The sequence below is a fragment of the Aeromonas sp. A35_P genome (genome assembly GCF_002259925.1).
Classification (GTDB): Bacteria; Pseudomonadota; Gammaproteobacteria; order Enterobacterales; family Aeromonadaceae; genus Aeromonas; species Aeromonas dhakensis.
The window spans coordinates 1-17,515 of the sequence record NZ_NEVB01000263.1 but is presented as its reverse complement, the minus strand read 5'-3'; the positions used below and the strand labels follow the sequence as shown (position 1 = coordinate 17,515).

At 62.4% G+C, this 17,515-nt stretch carries 16 protein-coding genes and 1 riboswitch; of the genes, 8 read left to right on the top strand and 8 right to left on the bottom strand.

From position 1 onward, the window contains the following. Nucleotides 1-64: 64 nt before the first annotated feature. From CAK78_RS22255 to CAK78_RS22245, 3 genes are all read left to right on the top strand, one after another. Nucleotides 65-2,212 carry an adenosylcobalamin-dependent ribonucleoside-diphosphate reductase gene (locus tag CAK78_RS22255; RefSeq protein WP_094698743.1) on the top strand — a complete coding sequence of 716 codons (2,148 nt, stop codon included), beginning with the start codon at nucleotides 65-67 and terminating at the stop codon, nucleotides 2,210-2,212. 10 nt (nucleotides 2,213-2,222) lie between these two features. Next, nucleotides 2,223-2,906 carry a TSCPD domain-containing protein gene (locus CAK78_RS22250; protein WP_094698742.1) on the top strand — a complete coding sequence of 228 codons (684 nt, stop codon included), beginning with the start codon at nucleotides 2,223-2,225 and terminating at the stop codon, nucleotides 2,904-2,906. Between the two features lie 186 nt (nucleotides 2,907-3,092). Continuing rightward, entirely contained in the window at nucleotides 3,093-4,463 is a 1,371-nt protein-coding gene (locus CAK78_RS22245) for a PhoH family protein (protein ID WP_094698741.1), read from the top strand. 202 nt (nucleotides 4,464-4,665) lie between these two features. Here CAK78_RS22245 and thiQ read toward each other — a convergent pair whose 3' ends face one another. From thiQ to thiB, 3 genes are all read right to left on the bottom strand, one after another. After that, on the bottom strand, nucleotides 4,666-5,373 hold the full coding sequence (gene thiQ / locus CAK78_RS22240) for a thiamine ABC transporter ATP-binding protein (protein ID WP_094698740.1): 708 nt from the start codon (nucleotides 5,371-5,373) through the stop codon (nucleotides 4,666-4,668). Nucleotides 5,374-5,444: 71 nt separating this feature from the next. Continuing rightward, the gene (gene thiP / locus CAK78_RS22235) at nucleotides 5,445-7,067 is read right to left on the bottom strand and encodes a thiamine/thiamine pyrophosphate ABC transporter permease (RefSeq protein WP_094698739.1); all 1,623 of its coding nucleotides are present in this window, start codon (nucleotides 7,065-7,067) and stop codon (nucleotides 5,445-5,447) included. Continuing rightward, on the bottom strand, nucleotides 7,064-8,044 hold the full coding sequence (gene thiB, locus CAK78_RS22230) for a thiamine ABC transporter substrate binding subunit (protein WP_094698738.1): 981 nt from the start codon (nucleotides 8,042-8,044) through the stop codon (nucleotides 7,064-7,066). The genes thiP and thiB overlap by 4 nt, the downstream gene beginning before the upstream one ends. Nucleotides 8,045-8,095: 51 nt before the next feature. After that, a riboswitch (TPP riboswitch) is annotated at nucleotides 8,096-8,186 on the bottom strand. A gap of 91 nt (nucleotides 8,187-8,277) precedes the next feature. Between thiB and CAK78_RS22225 the strand changes: the two genes are divergently transcribed. After that, nucleotides 8,278-8,568 carry a PilZ domain-containing protein gene (locus CAK78_RS22225; protein WP_005304376.1) on the top strand — a complete coding sequence of 97 codons (291 nt, stop codon included), beginning with the start codon at nucleotides 8,278-8,280 and terminating at the stop codon, nucleotides 8,566-8,568. Nucleotides 8,569-8,642: 74 nt separating this feature from the next. Here the strand turns inward: CAK78_RS22225 and CAK78_RS22220 are convergent, their stop codons facing one another. The 5 genes from CAK78_RS22220 to leuA all read right to left on the bottom strand — a co-directional run bounded on the left by CAK78_RS22220 (nucleotide 8,643) and on the right by leuA (nucleotide 14,393). Next, entirely contained in the window at nucleotides 8,643-9,572 is a 930-nt protein-coding gene (locus CAK78_RS22220; protein ID WP_094698737.1) for a hypothetical protein, read from the bottom strand. A gap of 116 nt (nucleotides 9,573-9,688) precedes the next feature. Continuing rightward, on the bottom strand, nucleotides 9,689-10,288 hold the full coding sequence (leuD, locus tag CAK78_RS22215) for a 3-isopropylmalate dehydratase small subunit (RefSeq protein ID WP_094698736.1): 600 nt from the start codon (nucleotides 10,286-10,288) through the stop codon (nucleotides 9,689-9,691). A gap of 12 nt (nucleotides 10,289-10,300) precedes the next feature. Then, a complete protein-coding gene (gene leuC, locus CAK78_RS22210) occupies nucleotides 10,301-11,698 on the bottom strand; it encodes a 3-isopropylmalate dehydratase large subunit (protein ID WP_094698735.1) in 1,398 nt (465 codons plus the stop codon). A gap of 32 nt (nucleotides 11,699-11,730) precedes the next feature. Next, the gene (leuB, locus tag CAK78_RS22205) at nucleotides 11,731-12,816 is read right to left on the bottom strand and encodes a 3-isopropylmalate dehydrogenase (RefSeq protein ID WP_017763825.1); all 1,086 of its coding nucleotides are present in this window, start codon (nucleotides 12,814-12,816) and stop codon (nucleotides 11,731-11,733) included. A gap of 2 nt (nucleotides 12,817-12,818) precedes the next feature. Next, the gene (gene leuA / locus CAK78_RS22200; RefSeq protein ID WP_094698734.1) at nucleotides 12,819-14,393 is read right to left on the bottom strand and encodes a 2-isopropylmalate synthase; all 1,575 of its coding nucleotides are present in this window, start codon (nucleotides 14,391-14,393) and stop codon (nucleotides 12,819-12,821) included. Between the two features lie 407 nt (nucleotides 14,394-14,800). On the opposite strand from leuA, the gene CAK78_RS22195 reads away from it, so the two are divergent. The 4 genes from CAK78_RS22195 (at nucleotide 14,801) to CAK78_RS22180 (ending at nucleotide 17,348) form a co-directional block, all read left to right on the top strand. Next, nucleotides 14,801-15,424, top strand: a complete 624-nt coding sequence (locus CAK78_RS22195; RefSeq protein ID WP_094698733.1) for a TetR/AcrR family transcriptional regulator — start codon at nucleotides 14,801-14,803, stop codon at nucleotides 15,422-15,424. Nucleotides 15,425-15,549: 125 nt separating this feature from the next. Beyond that, nucleotides 15,550-16,053: a phosphatase PAP2 family protein gene (locus CAK78_RS22190; protein ID WP_094698732.1), complete on the top strand. Its 504-nt coding sequence runs from the start codon at nucleotides 15,550-15,552 to the stop codon at nucleotides 16,051-16,053. Beyond that, complete coding sequence (locus CAK78_RS22185) at nucleotides 16,050-17,159, top strand: MJ1255/VC2487 family glycosyltransferase (protein WP_094698731.1); 1,110 nt, start codon at nucleotides 16,050-16,052, stop codon at nucleotides 17,157-17,159. Before CAK78_RS22190 ends, CAK78_RS22185 begins: the two co-directional genes overlap by 4 nt. Before the next feature lie 36 nt (nucleotides 17,160-17,195). Continuing rightward, nucleotides 17,196-17,348 (top strand): hypothetical protein, encoded by a 153-nt coding sequence (locus CAK78_RS22180; protein WP_005304348.1) that lies wholly within the window; start codon nucleotides 17,196-17,198, stop codon nucleotides 17,346-17,348. Nucleotides 17,349-17,515 lie beyond the last annotated feature (167 nt).

Sequence of the window (17,515 nt, the reverse complement as noted above, 5' to 3'; positions counted from 1 at the left end):
GTCTATATGTAGTTATGACTGTTACTGTCATGAGGTCGCGGCATATCCAGGAGGTTGATTGAACATGGCTAAATCACATCCGGTGCGAGAGAGTGAGAGCGGCTCTCGTCGTATTCCTCTGCAGGAGACTTCCCTCGAGATCTGGGACAGCAAGTATCGGCTCAAGAGCAAGGATGGTACTCCCATCGATGGTGCCATCGATGACACCTACCAGCGGGTTGCCCGGGCGCTGGCTGCGCAGGAGCATGACCCTGATGCCTGGTATGAGCCCTTCCTGTGGACCCTGCGCCATGGTGCCATTCCTGCTGGCCGCATCATTTCCAATGCCGGCGCATTTGAGCACAAGCCGGCTACCTCCACCATCAACTGCACCGTTTCCGGCACCATCGAGGATTCGATGGACGATATCCTCGGCAAGGTGCACGAGGCTGGGCTGACCCTGAAGGCCGGTTGCGGCATCGGCTATGATTTTTCAACCCTGCGTCCGCGCGGGGCCTTCGTTTCCGGCGCAGGGGCCCATACCTCTGGCCCGCTCTCCTTCATGGATATCTACGACAAGATGTGTTTCACCATCTCGTCGGCGGGAGGGCGTCGTGGCGCCCAGATGGGCACCATGGATATTCGTCACCCCGATGTGGCCGAGTTTATCCAGGCCAAGCGGGAGGATGGCCGCCTACGCCAGTTCAACCTCTCCCTGCTCATCACCGAAGAGTTCGTCAAGGCGGTAAAAGAGGATGCCCCCTGGCAGCTTATCTTCCCCTACACCGCCAGAGAGGTGGAGCAGGACGGCATTGCGCTGGATGATCCCGCCCAAGTGCTGTGGGCCGACTGGCCGAACAGGGAAGGGGTGGTGTTCAACGAGCTGGGGCAGGTCGCCTGCAAGGTCTACAAGACCCTGCCAGCCCGCAGGCTCTGGAACGTCATCATGACTTCCACCTACGACTACGCGGAGCCCGGTTTCATCCTGATCGACAAGGTCAACGAGATGAACAACAACTGGTTCTGCGAGGCGATCCGCGCCACCAACCCCTGTGGCGAGCAACCTCTGCCTCCCTATGGGGCCTGCCTGCTGGGATCCGTCAACCTGACCGCCTTCGTGCGCGACCCCTTCACCGAACAGGCCGCCTTCGACTGGCCCGCGTTTCGCAAGGTGGTGGCCATCTTCACCCGGATGCTCGACAACGTGGTGGCGATCAACCAGCTACCGCTGGCCAAGCAGCGCGAAGAAATTATGAGCAAACGCCGTCATGGCATGGGTTTCCTCGGCCTCGGCTCGGCGCTCACCATGCTGCGGATAAAATACGGCTCTGCCGCCGCCGTCGCCTTTACCGAGCAGGTCTCCCAGGAATTGGCCATGACCGGCTGGCGCGAGTCCCTGGCCTTGGCGAAGGAGAAGGGCCCGGCGCCCATCATGGAGCAGGAGTTCGACGTGACCGGCAAGCTGCTACGACTGCGCCCCGAGATGGCGGCGGATGGCATCAAGCCGGGCGACAAGGTAAAGGGCAAGGTGCTGCACGCGCGCTACAGCCGCTACATGCAGCAGGTGGCCGAGGTGGATCCCGCCCTGGTTGCCGAGCTGGCCGAAGTGGGGGGGCGTTTCACCCACCACAGCAGCATAGCACCGACCGGAACCATCTCGCTCTCGCTCGCCAACAACGCCAGCAACGGCATCGAGCCGAGCTTTGCCCATCACTACGGCCGCAACGTCATCAAGCCGGGCAAGAAGAGCAAGGAGAGCGTGGATGTCTACTCCTACGAGTTGCTTGCCTATCGCGAGCTGGTCAATCCGGCCGCCATGCCCTATGCCGAGGATGAGGCGACCCGGCTGCCGGATTACTTCATCACTGCCGACGACATCACGCCGGCGCAGCATGTGGACATTCAGGCGGCAGCCCAGCGCTGGATCGACTCATCCATCTCCAAGACCGCCAACGTGCCGACCGACTTTCCGTTCGAACAGTTCAAGGACATCTACCTCTACGCCTCGGATTCGGGACTCAAGGGCTGCACCACCTTCCGATTCAATCCGGCAGCCTTCCAGGGCGTGCTGGTGAAGGAGCAGGGTCTGGAGAAGACTCAGTACGAGTTCACCCTGGAAGATGGCTCCGTCGTCACGGCGAAAGGGAATGAGGAGATCGAGTACGATGGTGAGCTGCATACCGCCGCCAACCTCTACGATGCCTTGAAAGAAGGCTATTACGGCAAATTTTGAGGACGAGTTCATGGTCAAGAAGATCGATGGGAAGATCGTCGCCTACCAGGTGAAAACCCGGGATGAGCCGCAAGCAGAGCCAGCCCGGCAGGATGCCGTGGTACAGATGCACGAGACCGTGCTGCGGCCGGAGCGGCTGATGGGGACCACCTACAAGCTGAAGACGCCGGAGCATGTCTCCGAGCATTCGCTGTTCATCACCATCAACGACATAGTGCTCAATGAGGGGACGGTGCACGAGACGCGCCGGCCATTCGAGATCTTCATCAACTCCAAGAGCCTGGAACACTACCAGTGGATCGTGGCGCTGACCCGCATCATCTCGGCGGTGTTTCGCAAGGGGGGGGATGTCACTTTTCTGGTGGAGGAGCTGCGCTCCGTGTTCGATCCCAAGGGCGGCTACTGGAACAAGGGCAAGTACGTACCGTCCCTTATCGCCGAAATTGGCAACGTGATCGAGACCCACCTCACCGAGATTGGCATGCTCAAGGTGGCCGGGCTGGATGAGCACCAGCAGGCGTTTCTGGCCGGCAAGCAGGCGGAGCTTCAAGCCGTGCAAGAAGCCGATGAGCTGCAGGTTGAGGGCGGTTTTCCCCCCGGTGCGGCGCTCTGCTACAAGTGCCACAGCAAGGCGCTGGTGCAGAAAGATGGCTGCATGACCTGCCTTAACTGCGGCGACTCCAAGTGCGGCTGAGCCCTGGAGTGTCGGCAAAGGGCTACTGCTGTTTTTCTGCGCAAACACGCGGGGTGCCCAAGTGATTTGTTGCGTGATGGTAAAATCGGGCGTAGCGTTGGGGGTAATAAAACTGTCACGGCCGTGTGGTTTCAATGACATCTGAGATTCACACACGTGGCACCTTCAGTGCCAAGGAGGATGCTTATGGACAATACGGACCGAAAGCTGTTTATCCTGGATACCAACGTTCTGCTTCACGAACCCCTCGCCATCTACTCCTTCAAAGAGCACGACGTGCTCATCCCCATGACGGTGCTGGAAGAGCTAGACAACATCAAGGATCGCCACAAGGACGTCAGCCGTGATGCGCGCATCGCAATCCGGGCGCTGGAGGACGTGTTCCGCGACGCGACACCCGAGCAGATAGTGCAGGGGGTGGCGCTGGCCGGCGAGGCGAGCGGCCTTATCTCCATTTTCAGCGACCACCATCTGCCCCAGGATGCCGAGGTGTTCACCGACAAGGAGGCCGACAACCGCATCATCAACGCGGCTCTTTACCTGCAAAAGCATGAGCTGAAGCGGCAGGTGGTGCTGGTTACCAAAGACATCAACATGCGTCTCAAGGCCAAGGGCGCCGGGCTTGCCCACGTCGAGGATTACCGCAGCGACCAGCTGATTGACGATATCCGGCTGCTCGCCAAGGGCTTCCAGACGGTCCCAGGCAGCTTCTGGGAGCGGGTCGGCGAGTGCGACAGCGAGACCCATGGCCGCGATACCGTCCACCTCATCGATGCCAAGCTGTTGGAGGGGGTGCACGTCAACCAGTACCTGATCGATGAAGAGAACTTCTTTGCCGCCCGGGTACTCAGCCACGACAACCAAAAGATACGCATCAAGGATCTGGGGCGCGAGCGGCTGATGTCTCGCAAGGCGTGGGGGGTGCATCCCAAGAACGTCTATCAGGGCATGGCGCTGGATGCGCTGCTCGACCCGCACATCGATCTGGTGATCCTGACCGGCCCGGCGGGCTGCGGCAAGACCCTGCTGGCCATGGCTGCCGCCCTGGAGCTGGTGATCGAGAAGGGGATCTACGAGAAGGTGATCGTCACTCGAAATACCCCGGAAATTGCCGAGAGCATCGGCTTCCTGCCCGGCACCGAAGAAGAGAAGATGATGCCCTGGCTGGCTGCGGTCACCGACACCCTGGAGGTGCTGCACAAGCAGGACGAGAACATGAGCGGGTCGCTGAGCTACATCATGGAGAAGGCCAACATCCAGTTCAAATCGGTCAACTTCATGCGCGGGCGCAGCATCCAGAACACCTTCGTGCTGCTGGATGAGTGCCAGAACCTGACTGCATCCCAGATCAAGACCATCATCACCCGCTGCGGCGAGGGCACCAAGATCGTCTGCTCCGGCAACCTGGCCCAGATCGACTCCAACTACCTGAGTCCGGTGACCTCGGGTTTGACCTACATAGTCGAGCGTTTCAAGGACTTCGATGGCAGTGCCAACATCTTCCTGAACGGGGTGGTGCGCAGCAAGCTCGCCTCCTTCGCCGAGGAAAACCTCTGATCTGACTATCCATCCTCATATGAAAAGGGGAAGCCGACCGGCTTCCCCTTTTTTGATCCGGTTGCCGGTCACTGTTTATTTGTGTGGCCAAGGTAGCGCAGCAGCCCGGGGGGGTCGCTGTTGTGCAGGATGTCCGGCGTACCCTGCAGGGCATCCTCCGGCCTGATAGTGGGTGGGAGACCATCAGCTTGTTAGCCATTCACTATGGCGCTAGCGCGCGGCCAAGGTAGCGCAGCAGCCCGGGGTGATCGCTGTTGTGCAGGATGTCCGGCGTACCCTGCAGGGCGATGCGCCCCTCGTCGATGAACAATACCTGATCGGCGATGAGCTGGGCATCCTCCGGGTTGTGAGAGACCATCAGTACCGTGATGTCCTGCTCGCAGGCGAGCCTGGCCACCTCCGCCAGCATCTCCCGGCGCAGGGCCGGATCGAGCGCCGAGAAGGGCTCATCCAGCAGCAGCAGCGGCTTGCCCCGCACCAGGGCGCGGGCCAGCCCCACCCGCTGTTGCTGGCCGCCGGAGAGCTGCTCCGGCAGCCGCGTGAGCATCTCGCCGAGGCCGACCCGGTTCGCGGCATCCTTCACCTGAGCCCGCTGAGCGGCGTTCAGGCGCAGGCCGGGGTGCAAGCCGATGGCGATGTTGTCGAATACCGACAGGTGCAGGAACAGGTTGTGATCCTGAAACAGGGTGGTGACCGGCCGTGCGGCCGGGCCCAGCGGCAGCAGATCTTCACCATCGAAGCTGAGGGTGCCGGATTCTATCGGCACGAAACCGGCGATCATGCCGAGCAGGGTCGACTTGCCTGCCCCGCTCGGACCGATCAGCGCGGTGATCTCCCCCTTGGGCAGGGTGGCGCTGAAGCTGACGCGCCAGTCCGGGTAGCTGGTCACCAGCTCATCAATGTTCAGCATGTTTTCCTCTCAAGGGGGCGTTTGAGCGGCCAGCACAACCGCCGAGACGGTAGCGCCGGGTCTTTTGTCTCTCAATGGTCGGCATGTTTTCCTCCAAGCCCCCGCTCTACCAGCCAGAACAGGGAGAAGCAGAGGGTGAGCAGCAGCAGGGCGGTGGCGGCCGCCTCGGTCAGCCGGTAGCTGCCGAGCTGCTGATAGAGCAGCCAGGGCAGGGTGGTGAGCTCCTGGCTGCCGAACATGGCGATGGCACCGAGATCGCCGAGCGACAAGATCATGGCTAGCGCCGCCGCCTGACCCAGCGGACGGCGTAACAGGGGCCACTCCACCAGTCGCAGGCGATGCAGGCCGTGTACCCCCAGGCTGTCGGCCAGCCGGTCGTACTGGCGCACCACCAGCTGCATGGGGGCGGAGAGGGTGCGCAGCACATAGGGCAGCGCCATCAGGGCGTTGACCAGCACCACCAGCCAGGGGCCGAGGGCAAAGACATCGGCAAACGGCATGAACAGGATGAACAGGCCGGTGGAGAGTACTACCGCCGGGATCATCAGGATCACCGAGCCACTGGTCTCCCACAGGGCGGCGGCCCGTCGCTTGTGCTCCCTAACCCGCAGATGGCGGCTGGTGAGCAGCAGCGCGCTGCCGAGCAGGGTCGCCAGACTGCCCGCCGCCAGCGCAATCAATAGCGACTGGCCGCTGGCCAGCCACAGCTTGCCTGAGGCCAGTGCATCCGGCAGACCAGGGTTGAGGCCGGCCACCACGATGGCCAGCAAGGGGGGCAGGAATACCGCCAGCCCAATGGCGAGGGCAATGGCATCCACCAGGGTGCTGCCCGGCTGATGGCGGTCCGGCCGCAGACAGGGGCGATGAGCGGTGATCCGGCTGGCCGGGCTGCTCTGCAGCTTGTGCTGCAACATCAGCAGAGCGGCGGTCAGGATGAGCTGCACCAGCGCCAGTCCGCCGGCGGTGGCGAGATCGAAGTCAAAGCGCAGCGCCTGATAGACGGCCACCTCCAATGTAGTGGATTTGGGGCCGCCCCCCAGCGCCAACACGGTGGCGAAGCTGGTGAAGCAGAGCATGAAGATGAGGCTGGCCAGGCCCGGCAGCTGGGCCCGGATCAGCGGCCACTCCAGCAGCCGGAAGATGTGGGATGAGCGCATGCCGAGCTGGCTGGCGAGGCGCCAGCTTGATTCGGGGATGCCCTCTATGCTCTGCAGCAAGAGACGTGCGGCCAGCGGCATGTTGAAGAAGACGTGGGCCAGCAGGATGCCGAACAGGCCGTAGAGGTAGTTGCCGGGGGCGAGCCCGAGCCAGTGCAGCAGTTGCGGCAACCAGCCCTGTTTGCCGTGCACCGCGACGATGCCGAAGATGGCGATGATGACCGGCAGCACCAGCGAGAGGCCGAACAGCTTGATGAGCAGCGTTCGCCCCGGAAAACGACGCCGTGCCAGGGCGCGCGCCACCGGAATGGCCAGCCCCAGGCTCAGCAGGGTGGAGAGCAGCGCCTGCCAGAGGCTGAAGCCCAGCACGTGGCGCAGGTAGGGGTCGGCCAGCAGGGTTCGGGGGGCTAGCCCCCCGGCCTGCCACAACAGGGCTGCCAACGGCCCCAGCGACAACAGCAGGATCAGGCTGGTGGCGGCACTGCCCGGCAGCCACCAGAGCAGACGCGCCCCAGGTTTCACGAAGAGACGGCTCACTGGGTAACGGCTTGCAGCCACTCGCGGATCCAGCCCTTGCGATTGGCGGCCACCTGGTCAGAGCTGAAGGCGAGCGGCTTAGCTACGGTGATCATCTGCTCGAAGCCCTTGGGCAGCGGTGTGTCGATCACCGGATACATCCAGTTGCCGGTCGCCATCTCGTTCTGGAAAGCGGGGCTTATCATGAACTGCAGGAACTGGTCCGCCAGCTTGCCCTGGGTGGCGCCGGCCAGCTTGGCGGCCACCTCCACCTGGCGGTAGTGCCCCTCTTCAAACGCCGCCGCCTGATATTGGGGCTTGTGCTCGGCAATCAGGTGGTAGGCCGGGGAGCTGGTGTAGGAGAGCACCATGTCCGCCTCGCCATCGAGGAACATGCCGTAGGCCTCTGACCACCCCTTGGTGACGGTGACCGTCTTTTTGGCCAGCTGCGCCCAGGCGGCGGGAGCCTGGTCACCGTAGACCGACTTCATCCACAACATCAGCCCCTGGCCTGGGGTGGAGGTGCGGGGATCCTGATAGATGATCTTGAGGTCGGGCCGCGCCACCAGCTCTTTCAGGCTCTTGGGGGGCTGCTTGAGCTTCTCCTTGTCGTAGACGAAGGCGAAGTAGCCGTAGTCGTAGGGGACGAAGGTGTCATCCTGCCAGCCGCCGGGCACCTTGAGGCCATCCAGTTTGGTGGCGTGAGGGGCGAACAGGCCGCTCTGCTTGGCTTCACTGACGAGGGCATCGTCCAGCCCCAGCACCAGGTCGGCCTTGCTGTGTTTGCCCTCCAGTCGCAACCGGTTGAGGATGGCCACGCCATCTTCGAGCGGCACCAGCTTGAGGGTGCAGCCGCACTCCTTCTCGAAGGCCTGCTTGATCTTGGGACCGGGTCCCCACTCTGCAGTGAAGGAGTTGTAGGTGTAGACGGTGAGGGTATCCGCCGCAAAGGCCTGAGCGGAGAGCAGGCCGGTGGCGACCAGCAGCAGGGTTTTCATGGGTGGCACTCCCTTTAGCAATGAGGTGCCAGCGGATGAGGGCGCAAAAACGAGCGCCATGCCTCAAATTCCTCCGCCAGCATTATCTGGATCAGGTTCACGGGTATAATCTCAGCGGTAGACCGCACCCCGTTTGAGAAACGCACCGCATTGTATTAACGTTCTTGGGGGGAGGCCAGCACAATTGTTTCTGCGGGCCAGCGAGACGGATCAGCTCAACAGAGGATGTTTGCGTGATCACCAGCACCAAGGAAAGACGCGCCTTCCAGCGCATGATAATCAATGCTCCCGTCACCATCTTCCAGCAGCAGCAGGTACTGGAGGGGGTCTGCCGGGATCTCAGCGCCAATGGCATGGGCATCTCGGTGCCGGAGCACCAGCTCGATACGACCCAGCCCATCCGGGTGAGCCTGGCCACCAACAACAACCTGTTGCCCCCCTTCGAGGCGCAGGCCCGCATCATCAGGGTGCTGGAAGAGGAGGACGGGCTCTTGCTGGCCATCGAGTTCCAGTCTCTCGCCTGATCTACCCATCTCCCAGCTTCTCTCGGCCAGCTTGCGCTGGTCGCTTTCATTTTGGTGTTTAGACGTTCTACCACCTATTTGTCGGCGCGAACCGGCTGCACGCTGAGCTGCTTGCTGTCGATGAAGGTCTTGCTGGTCGGCGCCAGCTGGCCCATCGCCAGCTGGGCCGGGCCGGTGGGCTCCATCAACAGGTAGGTTTCCCCTTCCCAGCTCAAGGTGGCCTCGCCCGGCTTGGCCGGCAGCGCCACTCCCAGAAGGGCGTGACCCGGCACGAACACCATGGCCTGTTTCAGTTCGGGAAAGAGCTGGGCCAGCATGGCGGCCATCAGGGTTACCTTGCTGTCGCAGTCGCCCTGGTTTTGCTCCAGTACCTGGCGCGGGCTGAGAAAGCCCTTGCCCTGGCGGCCCGACTGGCTGTCGAGCAGTTGATAGGGGATGGCCTGAATGAAGTCGAGCATGTGGGCCGTGGTCTTCTGGCGCGCCTCGGTCTCGGTACTGCCCTGCTGCTTGAGCTGTTCGGCCAGCGGTGCCAGTTCGCTGCGGCTCTCCAGGGCGATGCGCACGTGATCCTGCTTGATGGCGGCGGCACCGTCGGGGGCGGTGAACGGCTGAAAGTAGTGCAGCTTGAGCCACTCTGCCTCCTGCTTGTCGCGCTGCTGGGTGAGCCAGCTCATGGCTTTGGCGACCTGTTCGGGCTGACGGCCCTTGAGCCTGAGCTCCATCTCGGGGCGGGAGAGGGAGAACTGCACGGTGGGGAACTCGATCACTCCCTGCTGCAGCAGACTCTGCAGCACGTCCTCCTGCATGCGGGCCGACCGATAGGCGATAAGCGGCGGCAGCTTGCCTGCCTCCAGCCGATAGGTGAGTTGTTGCGCCTTGCCGTCCTTCTCCTGCCAGCCGACGTTGAGCTGACCGCCGCTGCTGTTGAAATAGGTCTGCCCGGCGCAGACCGGCAGCGCCAGCCAGAGGCTGCAGAGCAGGGGGAGGGCAAGCGTCATCTTCATCCAGGTGTCCCGTCGGGTATGCAGAAGTGGCGGGCCATGGCGTGCACCTAGGCCTGACAATAAAACAGGGAGCCAAGGCTCCCTGTTGATTCTACTCGTTTTTTGCAACTGGCTGATTAAATCCAGCTCGGCTGTTTCGCCTCGAAGGCGCTGATGGCGGCCTCGTGCTGCAGGGTCAGGCCGATGGCATCCAGCCCGTTGAGCAGGCAGTAACGGCGGAACTCATCGATCTCGAAGCCGAACGTGAGGCTACCTGCCCGCACCTGGTTGGCTTCCAGGTCCACTTCGATCTGGATGCCCGGCTGGGCGGTAACCAGCTGGAACAGGGCGTCGACCTCCTCCTCCTTCAGGCGTACCGGCACCATGCCGTTGTTGATGGCGTTGCCGTAGAAGATGTCGGCAAAGCTCGGGGCAATGATGGTCTTGAAGCCGTAGTCCGCCAGCGCCCAGGGGGCGTGCTCGCGGCTCGAGCCGCAGCCGAAGTTCTCGCGGGCCAGCAGGATGCTGGCGCCGGCGAACTGCGATTGGTTGAGCACGAACTCGGGGTTGGGCTGCTCCCCCGCATCGTCCAGGAAGCGCCAGTCGTGGAACAGGTGCTTGCCAAAACCGATGCGGTTGACCTTCTGCAGGAACTGCTTGGGAATGATGGCGTCGGTGTCGACGTTGGCGCTGTCGAGGGGGACGACGATCCCTTTGTGTTGTTTGAATCCTGTCATCTCTCTTCCCTCTTACAGTGCGCGAATGTCGGCGAAGCGGCCGGTGACGGCGGCGGCGGCGGCCATGGCCGGGCTCACCAGATGGGTGCGGCCGGCACGGCCCTGACGCCCTTCGAAGTTGCGGTTGCTGGTGGAGGCGCAGCGCTCCCCCGGTTGCAGCCGGTCGTTGTTCATGGCCAGACACATGGAGCAGCCGGGCAGGCGCCACTCAAAGCCGGCCTCGATGAAGATCTTGTCGAGCCCCTCGGCTTCGGCCTGCGCCTTCACCTGTTCGGAGCCAGGCACCACCAGCGCCTGCACGCCAGCGGCGACCTTGCGGCCACGAGCGATGGCGGCAGCGGCCCGCAGATCCTCGATGCGGCTGTTGGTGCAGGAACCGATGAACACCTTGTCGATGGCGACGTCGGAGAGCTTCTGGCCCGGCTGCAGGTCCATGTAGGCGAGGGCCTTGCGGGCGGACTGTTGCTCCATCAGGTCGCTGAAGGATTCCGGCGCCGGAATGGGTTCATTGACGGCGATCACCTGACCCGGGTTGGTGCCCCAGGTCACCTGAGGGGCGATGTCGGCGGCGTCCAGCACCACTTCGGCATCGAATTTGGCATCGGCATCGCTCTTGAGGCTCTGCCAGTAGGTGATGGCCTGCTCCAGCGCCTCGCCCTTGGGGGCGAACTCCTTGCCGCGGATGTAGTCGATGGTGGTCTGGTCGGGGGCGATCATGCCGGCCTTGGCACCGAGTTCGATGGCCATGTTGCACACCGTCATGCGCCCTTCCATGGTGAGCCCTTCGATGGCCTCGCCAGCGAACTCCACCACGTAGCCGGTACCGCCAGCGTGGCCGACCCGGCCTATAATGGCCAGTACTACGTCTTTCGCGCTGATGCCATCACTCAGTTTGCCGTTGACCGAAATGCGCATGGTCTTGGCGCGGCCCTGTTTCAGGGTCTGGGTGGCCATCACGTGCTCCACCTCGGAGGTGCCGATGCCGAATGCGAGCGAGCCGAAGGCGCCGTGGGTGGCAGTGTGGGAGTCACCGCAGACGATGGTGGTGCCGGGCAGGGTGATGCCGAGCTCGGGGCCCATCACGTGGACGATCCCCTGGTACTTGTGGTTGAGATCGTAGAGGCGAACCCCGAAATCCTTGCAGTTATGGGCCAGCGTTTCCATCTGGATGCGGGCCATCTCGCCGGAGGCGGCGATGTCCTTGGTGGTGGTGGAGACATTGTGATCCATGGTGGCCCAGGTCAGATCCGGGCGACGCAGCTGGCGGTTCATGGCGCGCAGGCCGTCGAACGCCTGCGGGCTGGTCACTTCATGCACCAGGTGGCGGTCGATGTAGATGAGTGGGGTTTCCCCTTCCACTTCCCGCACCACGTGGGCGTCGAATACTTTCTGATAGAGGGTCTTGGCCATTGCTCGGTTTCCTTGTTATCGATGCCGTGGGGTCAGATGCGCGCGGCGATCTGGCTGCCCATCTCGGCCGTGCTCTGCACCGGGTGCTTGGCGCTGGCCTGATGCAGGTCGGCGGTGAAGTAGCCTTCGGCCAGGGTCTGGGCCACGGCCTGCTCGATGGCCTGGGCGGCGGCTTCCTGGCCCAGGCTGTAGCGCAGCATCAGGGCGGCGGAGAGGATCTGGGCGATGGGGTTGGCGATGCCCTTGCCGGCGATGTCCGGGGCCGAGCCACCGGCCGGCTCGAACAGACCGAAACCGGATTCGTTGAGGCTGGCGGAGGGGAGCAGCCCCATGGAGCCGGTGATCATGGCGCATTCGTCGGAGAGGATGTCACCGAACAGGTTGGAGCAGAGCAGCACGTCGAACTGGGACGGATCCTTGATGAGCTGCATGGTGGCATTGTCGATGTACATGTGATTCAGCGCCACGTCCGGATAGGACTTGGCGACTTGTGTCACCACTTCGCGCCACAGGATGGAGGAGGCGAGCACATTGGCCTTGTCGATGGAGGTGACCTTGGCCTTGCGTACCCGGGCGGACTCGAAGGCGATCTTGGCGATGCGCTCGATCTCGAAGCGATGGTACACCTCGGTGTCAAAGGCCTTCTCGGTGGGGCCTTCCCCTTCACGCCCCTTGGGCTGACCGAAGTAGATGCCGCCGGTCAGCTCGCGCACGCAGGCGATGTCAAAACCGCGATCCGAGATGTCGGCCCGCAGCGGGGAGAATTGCTCGAGGCCGGTGTAAATACGGGCCGGACGCAGGTTGCAGAACAGCTTGAAGTGGGCGCGCAGGGGCAGCAGGGCGCCGCGTTCCGGCTGATCGTTGGGGGGCAGATGCTCCCACTTGGGGCCGCCGACCGAGCCGAACAGCACGGCGTCGGCTGCTTCACAACCGGCTATGGTGCTCTGGGGCAGCGGGGTACCGTGGTTGTCGATGGCGATGCCGCCCACGTCATGGCGCTCGTAGTCGAGGGTGAAGCCGAATTTGGCCTGCACCTTTTCCAGCACCTTGACGGCCTCGGCCATCACTTCCGGGCCAATGCCGTCACCCGGCAATACTGCGATCCGATAACTGCTCATACTCACACGCTCTCCGTATTGATCTTGTCTGTTTTTGCGACGTTGCGTTCCATCTGTTCGGCCACCTGATCGGCGCGCCAGATGCTGTTGATCACGTGGATCAACGCCTGGGCGGAAGACTCTATGATGTCGGTGGCCAGGCCCATGCCATGGAATTTGCGGCCCTTGTACTGTGCGACTATGTCGACCTGGCCGAGGGCGTTCTTGCCTTCCCCCTTGCCCTTGAGTTCGTACTTGTCGATGCTGATCTCGTAGCCGGTGATGCGGTTGATGCACTGGTAGACCGCGTCCACCGGGCCGTTGCCGGTGGCGGCTTCGCTGACGATCTCCTGGCCCACCTTCAATTTCACCGAGGCGGTGGCCATCACAGAGCTGCCGCTCTGTACGCCGAGGTACTCCAGCTTGAAGTGCTCCGGCTCTTCGTGGATCTGGCTGAAGAAGGCGAGCGCCTCCAGATCGTAATCGAACACCTGCCCCTTCTTGTCGGCCAGGGTGAGGAACTTGGTGTAGAGATCGTCGAGGTCGTAACTGCTCTCGGCGTAGCCCATGGACTCCATCCGGTGCTTGATGACGTGGCGGCCGGAGCGGGAGGTCATGTTGAGGTTGTTCTGGGTGAGGCCGATGCTCTCTGGGGTGATGATTTCGTAGGTGTTTTTCGACTTGAGCACGCCGTCCTGGTGGATGCCGGAGCTGTGGGAAAAGGCGTTGGCCCCGACGATGGCCTTGTTCGGCTGCACCGGCATGTTGCAGAGCTGGCTGACCAGGGCGCTGGTGCGATGAATTTCGCTATGGCGGATGTTGGTGTGCACCCCGAGCAGGTCGGCGCGGGTTTTGAGGATCATCGCCACCTCTTCCAGCGAGCAGTTGCCGGCCCGCTCGCCGATGCCGTTGATGGTGCACTCGATCTGGCGGGCCCCCATCTGCACGGCGCCGATGGAGTTGGCCACCGAGAGGCCCAGATCGTCGTGGCAGTGGACCGAGATGATGGCCTGATCGATGTTGGGTACCCGGTTGAACAGGGTCTGGATGATGCCAGAGAACTCGGTCGGTACCGTGTAGCCCACGGTATCGGGAATATTGATGGTACGAGCGCCGGCCTTGATGGCGGCCTCCACCATGCGGCACAGGTTGTCTATCGGGGTGCGGCCCGCATCTTCACAGGAGAACTCCACGTCGTCGGTATAACGGCGGGCATGTTTGATGGCGCTGACCCCCATCTCCAGCACGTCTTCGAAGCTCTTCTTGAGCTTGCTCTCGACGTGGATGGAGGAGGTGGAGATAAAGGTGTGGATGCGAAACGCTTCGGCGACTCGCAGGGCTTCGCCGGCGGCGTCTATGTCCTTGGGCAGGGCGCGGGCGAGGGCACAGACCCGGCTCTGCTTGATGTGACGTGCAATGGTCTGCACCGATTGAAAGTCGCCGGGGGAGGAGACCGGGAACCCCACCTCCATGACGTCGACACCGAGCCGCTCCAGTGCCTGGGCGATCTGCAGCTTCTCCTTGACCGTCAAGCTGGCCGCCAGGGCCTGCTCACCATCGCGCAGGGTGGTGTCGAATATGATGACCCGATCTGACATGTGACTTCCCTCTTCCTAAGTTCGGTGACGTGCATCCTGCGTTGGCATAAAAAAACCCGTGCAGGGTGCACGGGTTTTTGTAAATTCCGGCTATGCCTGAGCCCGGCTACAAGGATCCCGCGCGAGAGGTCGCGATTAGGGAGATTAGTAGTAGCGGAGCGGCAATACGCATGATGAATCAATCCTTGCAGTCGATAACGCTTTTACCAATATCGAGATTTTTATGCTGTGTCAACCGTACGCACCCGGTTCATTTCGCTGGTTTATTTAATCGGATTGTAAAGGAGTGCAAATTTACTTGTCCCATATTCGGCCCTTGCCCGATTATCTGGTCATTCCTGCTGTACTCGATCATCTGTACAATCAGATCGACTTGTCAGTTTCTGCTGAATTATTCGAGGTATTAAATGGAAAAACGTAGACCTGGTCGTCCGGTCGGACGTTCTGACATCCGTGACAAGTTGCTCTGTGCCGCTCGCGAGCGTTTTCTAAACACCCCCTACAGCAAGGTGACGACCCGCGAGATCGCCGAGCTGGCTGGCTCCAATCTGGCCATGATCCACTACTACTTCGGCAGCAAAGAGGGCCTCTACAAGGCAGTGCTGGGGGATGTGGCCGAGCCGCTCGACCAGGCCTGGCACGACGAGACCGGCAACCGCAGCCTCAACGATCTGCTCAATACCTACTACCAGGTGATGGCGCCCAACAGCGAGCTGACCTCCGCCATCTCCAGCGCATTATCGACCGAGAAGAGTCCGGGTCGGGATTTTGTGCTGAACCGCCTGCTGGAACGCCAGCTGTCCCAGTTCGATGCCTTGCTGGAGTCCATGAAGAACAACGGTGAACTGGGTGACAACCTGGATCCCGAGATGCTGAAGATCTCCTTCCTCAGCATGATGTGGCAGCCCTTCGTGATGAAGGATCTCTACGAGCAGGTGTTCGGCCTGACCGTGGATGAGCACTTCATGGCTCGCCTGGCGGATCACAACTGCCGCCTGATGGAAAACGGCCTGCGCGGCACCCTGAACTGATCATTTGCCACGCTGGTAGCAAAAAGGGCCATTCGGCCCTTTTTTCATAAATCTGTTATTTGAACGTCAACCAAGTGTCACCCCGCCGCCCTAGTCTGCTCCAAGACTTCAGGGAAGGAGGGGTTATGAACAAGATCCAGCAATGGGACCTGCAGGTGTGCCGCATCTGCCTGCTTCACGCCTACAACCGGCCACAGGCCAGGATCAGCCGGCTCATCTCCCGTACCGGTGACGGCCCGCTCTACGCCGTGCTGGCGGCCCTGCTCTGGTGGCAGGGGGACGCCGAGCGCGAGCTGGTGAAGCTGGCTCTGCTGGCATTCGCCCTCGAGCTGCCGCTCTACCTGCTGCTCAAGAATGCCCTCAAACGCCAGCGCCCGGTGGGGCTGCCGGTCTTCATCACCCCCTCCGACCGCTACAGTTTGCCTTCTGGCCACACCGCTGCCGCCTTCCTGATGGCAACCGTGCTGGCGGCCAGCTTCCCGCTCTGGGCGCCGTTGCTGTTCGTCTGGGCTGCGCTGGTGGGGGCGTCCCGTCTGCTGCTCGGGGTGCACTATCTGAGCGACCTGGTGGCCGGCGCCCTGCTCGGCGGTGGTTGCGCCCTGCTGGCGCTCATCTGGGGGCAGGGATGAAGATACTGTTCGGTGTGCAGGGGACCGGCAACGGCCACATCAGTCGCAGTCGTACCCTGGCGCGGGCCTTGCGGGTCCGTGGTCTCGCGGTGGACTATCTGTTCAGCGGCCGCCCTGCGGACGGCTACTTCGAGATGGCCGAATTCGGCGACTACCGCACCTTTCCCGGCATCACCTTCGTCAGCCATGAGGGGGCCATTTCGAACTGGCGTACCCTCAAGGGACTCTCGCCCCTGCGCTTCTGGCGCGACATGCGAGCGCTCGACTGTCGCGACTACGACCTCGTCATCAGCGATTTCGAGCCGATCAGCGCCCATGCCGCCCGCCGCTGGGACAAGCCGAGCCTCACCATCAGCCATCAGGCGAGCTTCGACTGGCCCATTCCACGCTGGGGGGAGAGCGGTTTCAACCGCCAGCTGATGCGCCATTTCGCGCCGGTGCGCCAGTCCCTCGGGCTGCACTGGTTTCACTTCGGCCAGCCCCTGTTGCCGCCCATCATAGATCCCATCAGCCAGGGGCCCGACAACCAGCAGATCCTGGTCTATCTGCCGTTCGAGCAGACCGAGGCGATCGCGGCCCTGTTGTCGCGCTTCAACCAGCAACGCTTCGTCTGCTTTCATCCGGCCATTCGCAGTGCCAGCCAGTGGCGCAATATCCGCTTCGAGCCACAGGCCCGTGAGGCGTTCAAGCAGGTGCTGGCAGGCTGTCGCGGGGTCATCACCAACGGTGGCTTCGAGCTCGCCTCGGAGGCGCTCTCCCTTGGCAAAAAGCTGCTGGTCAAGCCGCTGGGAGGCCAGTTCGAGCAGCTGACCAACAGCAAGACCCTGGAACTGATGGGGCTGGCGCGGCTGATGGATGCGCTGGATGCCAACGCGGTGCGGGCCTGGCTGGATGCGACGGCCCCGGGCCAGATCTGCTACCCCGATGTGGCGGGGGAGCTGGCCGGCTGGCTCGCCGCCGGCGCCCAGGAGAGCGTGGCGGATCTCTCCCGCCGGCTATGGGCCCGTACCCTGTTTCCGGAGGAGGTGTGCGATCGGCTGAGCGAGCTGGAGGAGGGGAGTGCCCTCAGCAGTTGCTGGTTATCGCAAGTGAGCGCCTTTGACTAGACTGAGAGGGATCCCACCAAGGAGAGGACGGACACCATGCGCTTTACCAACGAAAACGGCGACACCATGAACCTGGCGGACAATCTCACCCTGCACGAGCTGCTGGACATGGGGGTCAGCATCTCGGTATGCGAAGAGACGGATCCGGATCAGCAGATCTGGCTGGCGGAGCCGGAACAGGATCACTGATCCGCAGCCTGCCACCAAGGCCCACCCTGGCGGTGGGCCATTTTTTTCCGCGTTTGGCGGCTGTTGCAGCATGATCCGCTGGCTTGCCACCCATCTTCCCCGCATTGTTCCCACCCTTTCCAGCAAGTCACTGAATGTTAAGGAAGGTGCGAACAAGTGGATCGCAC

Excerpts from the sequence above, each read along its gene's own strand:
- CAK78_RS22195 (WP_094698733.1), top strand. The coding sequence starts at position 14,801 with ATGGAAAAACGTAGACCTGGTCGTCCGGTCGGACGTTCTGACATCCGT.
- CAK78_RS22185 (WP_094698731.1), top strand. The coding sequence starts at position 16,050 with ATGAAGATACTGTTCGGTGTGCAGGGGACCGGCAACGGCCACATCAGT.
- leuC (WP_094698735.1), bottom strand. The coding sequence starts at position 11,698 with ATGGCCAAGACCCTCTATCAGAAAGTATTCGACGCCCACGTGGTGCGG.
- CAK78_RS22190 (WP_094698732.1), top strand. The coding sequence starts at position 15,550 with ATGAACAAGATCCAGCAATGGGACCTGCAGGTGTGCCGCATCTGCCTG.
- leuB (WP_017763825.1), bottom strand. The coding sequence starts at position 12,816 with ATGAGCAGTTATCGGATCGCAGTATTGCCGGGTGACGGCATTGGCCCG.
- leuD (WP_094698736.1), bottom strand. The coding sequence starts at position 10,288 with ATGACAGGATTCAAACAACACAAAGGGATCGTCGTCCCCCTCGACAGC.
- CAK78_RS22255 (WP_094698743.1), top strand. The coding sequence starts at position 65 with ATGGCTAAATCACATCCGGTGCGAGAGAGTGAGAGCGGCTCTCGTCGT.
- thiQ (WP_094698740.1), bottom strand. The coding sequence starts at position 5,373 with ATGCTGAACATTGATGAGCTGGTGACCAGCTACCCGGACTGGCGCGTC.
- leuA (WP_094698734.1), bottom strand. The coding sequence starts at position 14,393 with ATGTCAGATCGGGTCATCATATTCGACACCACCCTGCGCGATGGTGAG.
- thiB (WP_094698738.1), bottom strand. The coding sequence starts at position 8,044 with ATGAAAACCCTGCTGCTGGTCGCCACCGGCCTGCTCTCCGCTCAGGCC.
- CAK78_RS22245 (WP_094698741.1), top strand. The coding sequence starts at position 3,093 with ATGGACAATACGGACCGAAAGCTGTTTATCCTGGATACCAACGTTCTG.
- CAK78_RS22220 (WP_094698737.1), bottom strand. The coding sequence starts at position 9,572 with ATGAAGATGACGCTTGCCCTCCCCCTGCTCTGCAGCCTCTGGCTGGCG.
- CAK78_RS22180 (WP_005304348.1), top strand. The coding sequence starts at position 17,196 with ATGCGCTTTACCAACGAAAACGGCGACACCATGAACCTGGCGGACAAT.
- CAK78_RS22250 (WP_094698742.1), top strand. The coding sequence starts at position 2,223 with ATGGTCAAGAAGATCGATGGGAAGATCGTCGCCTACCAGGTGAAAACC.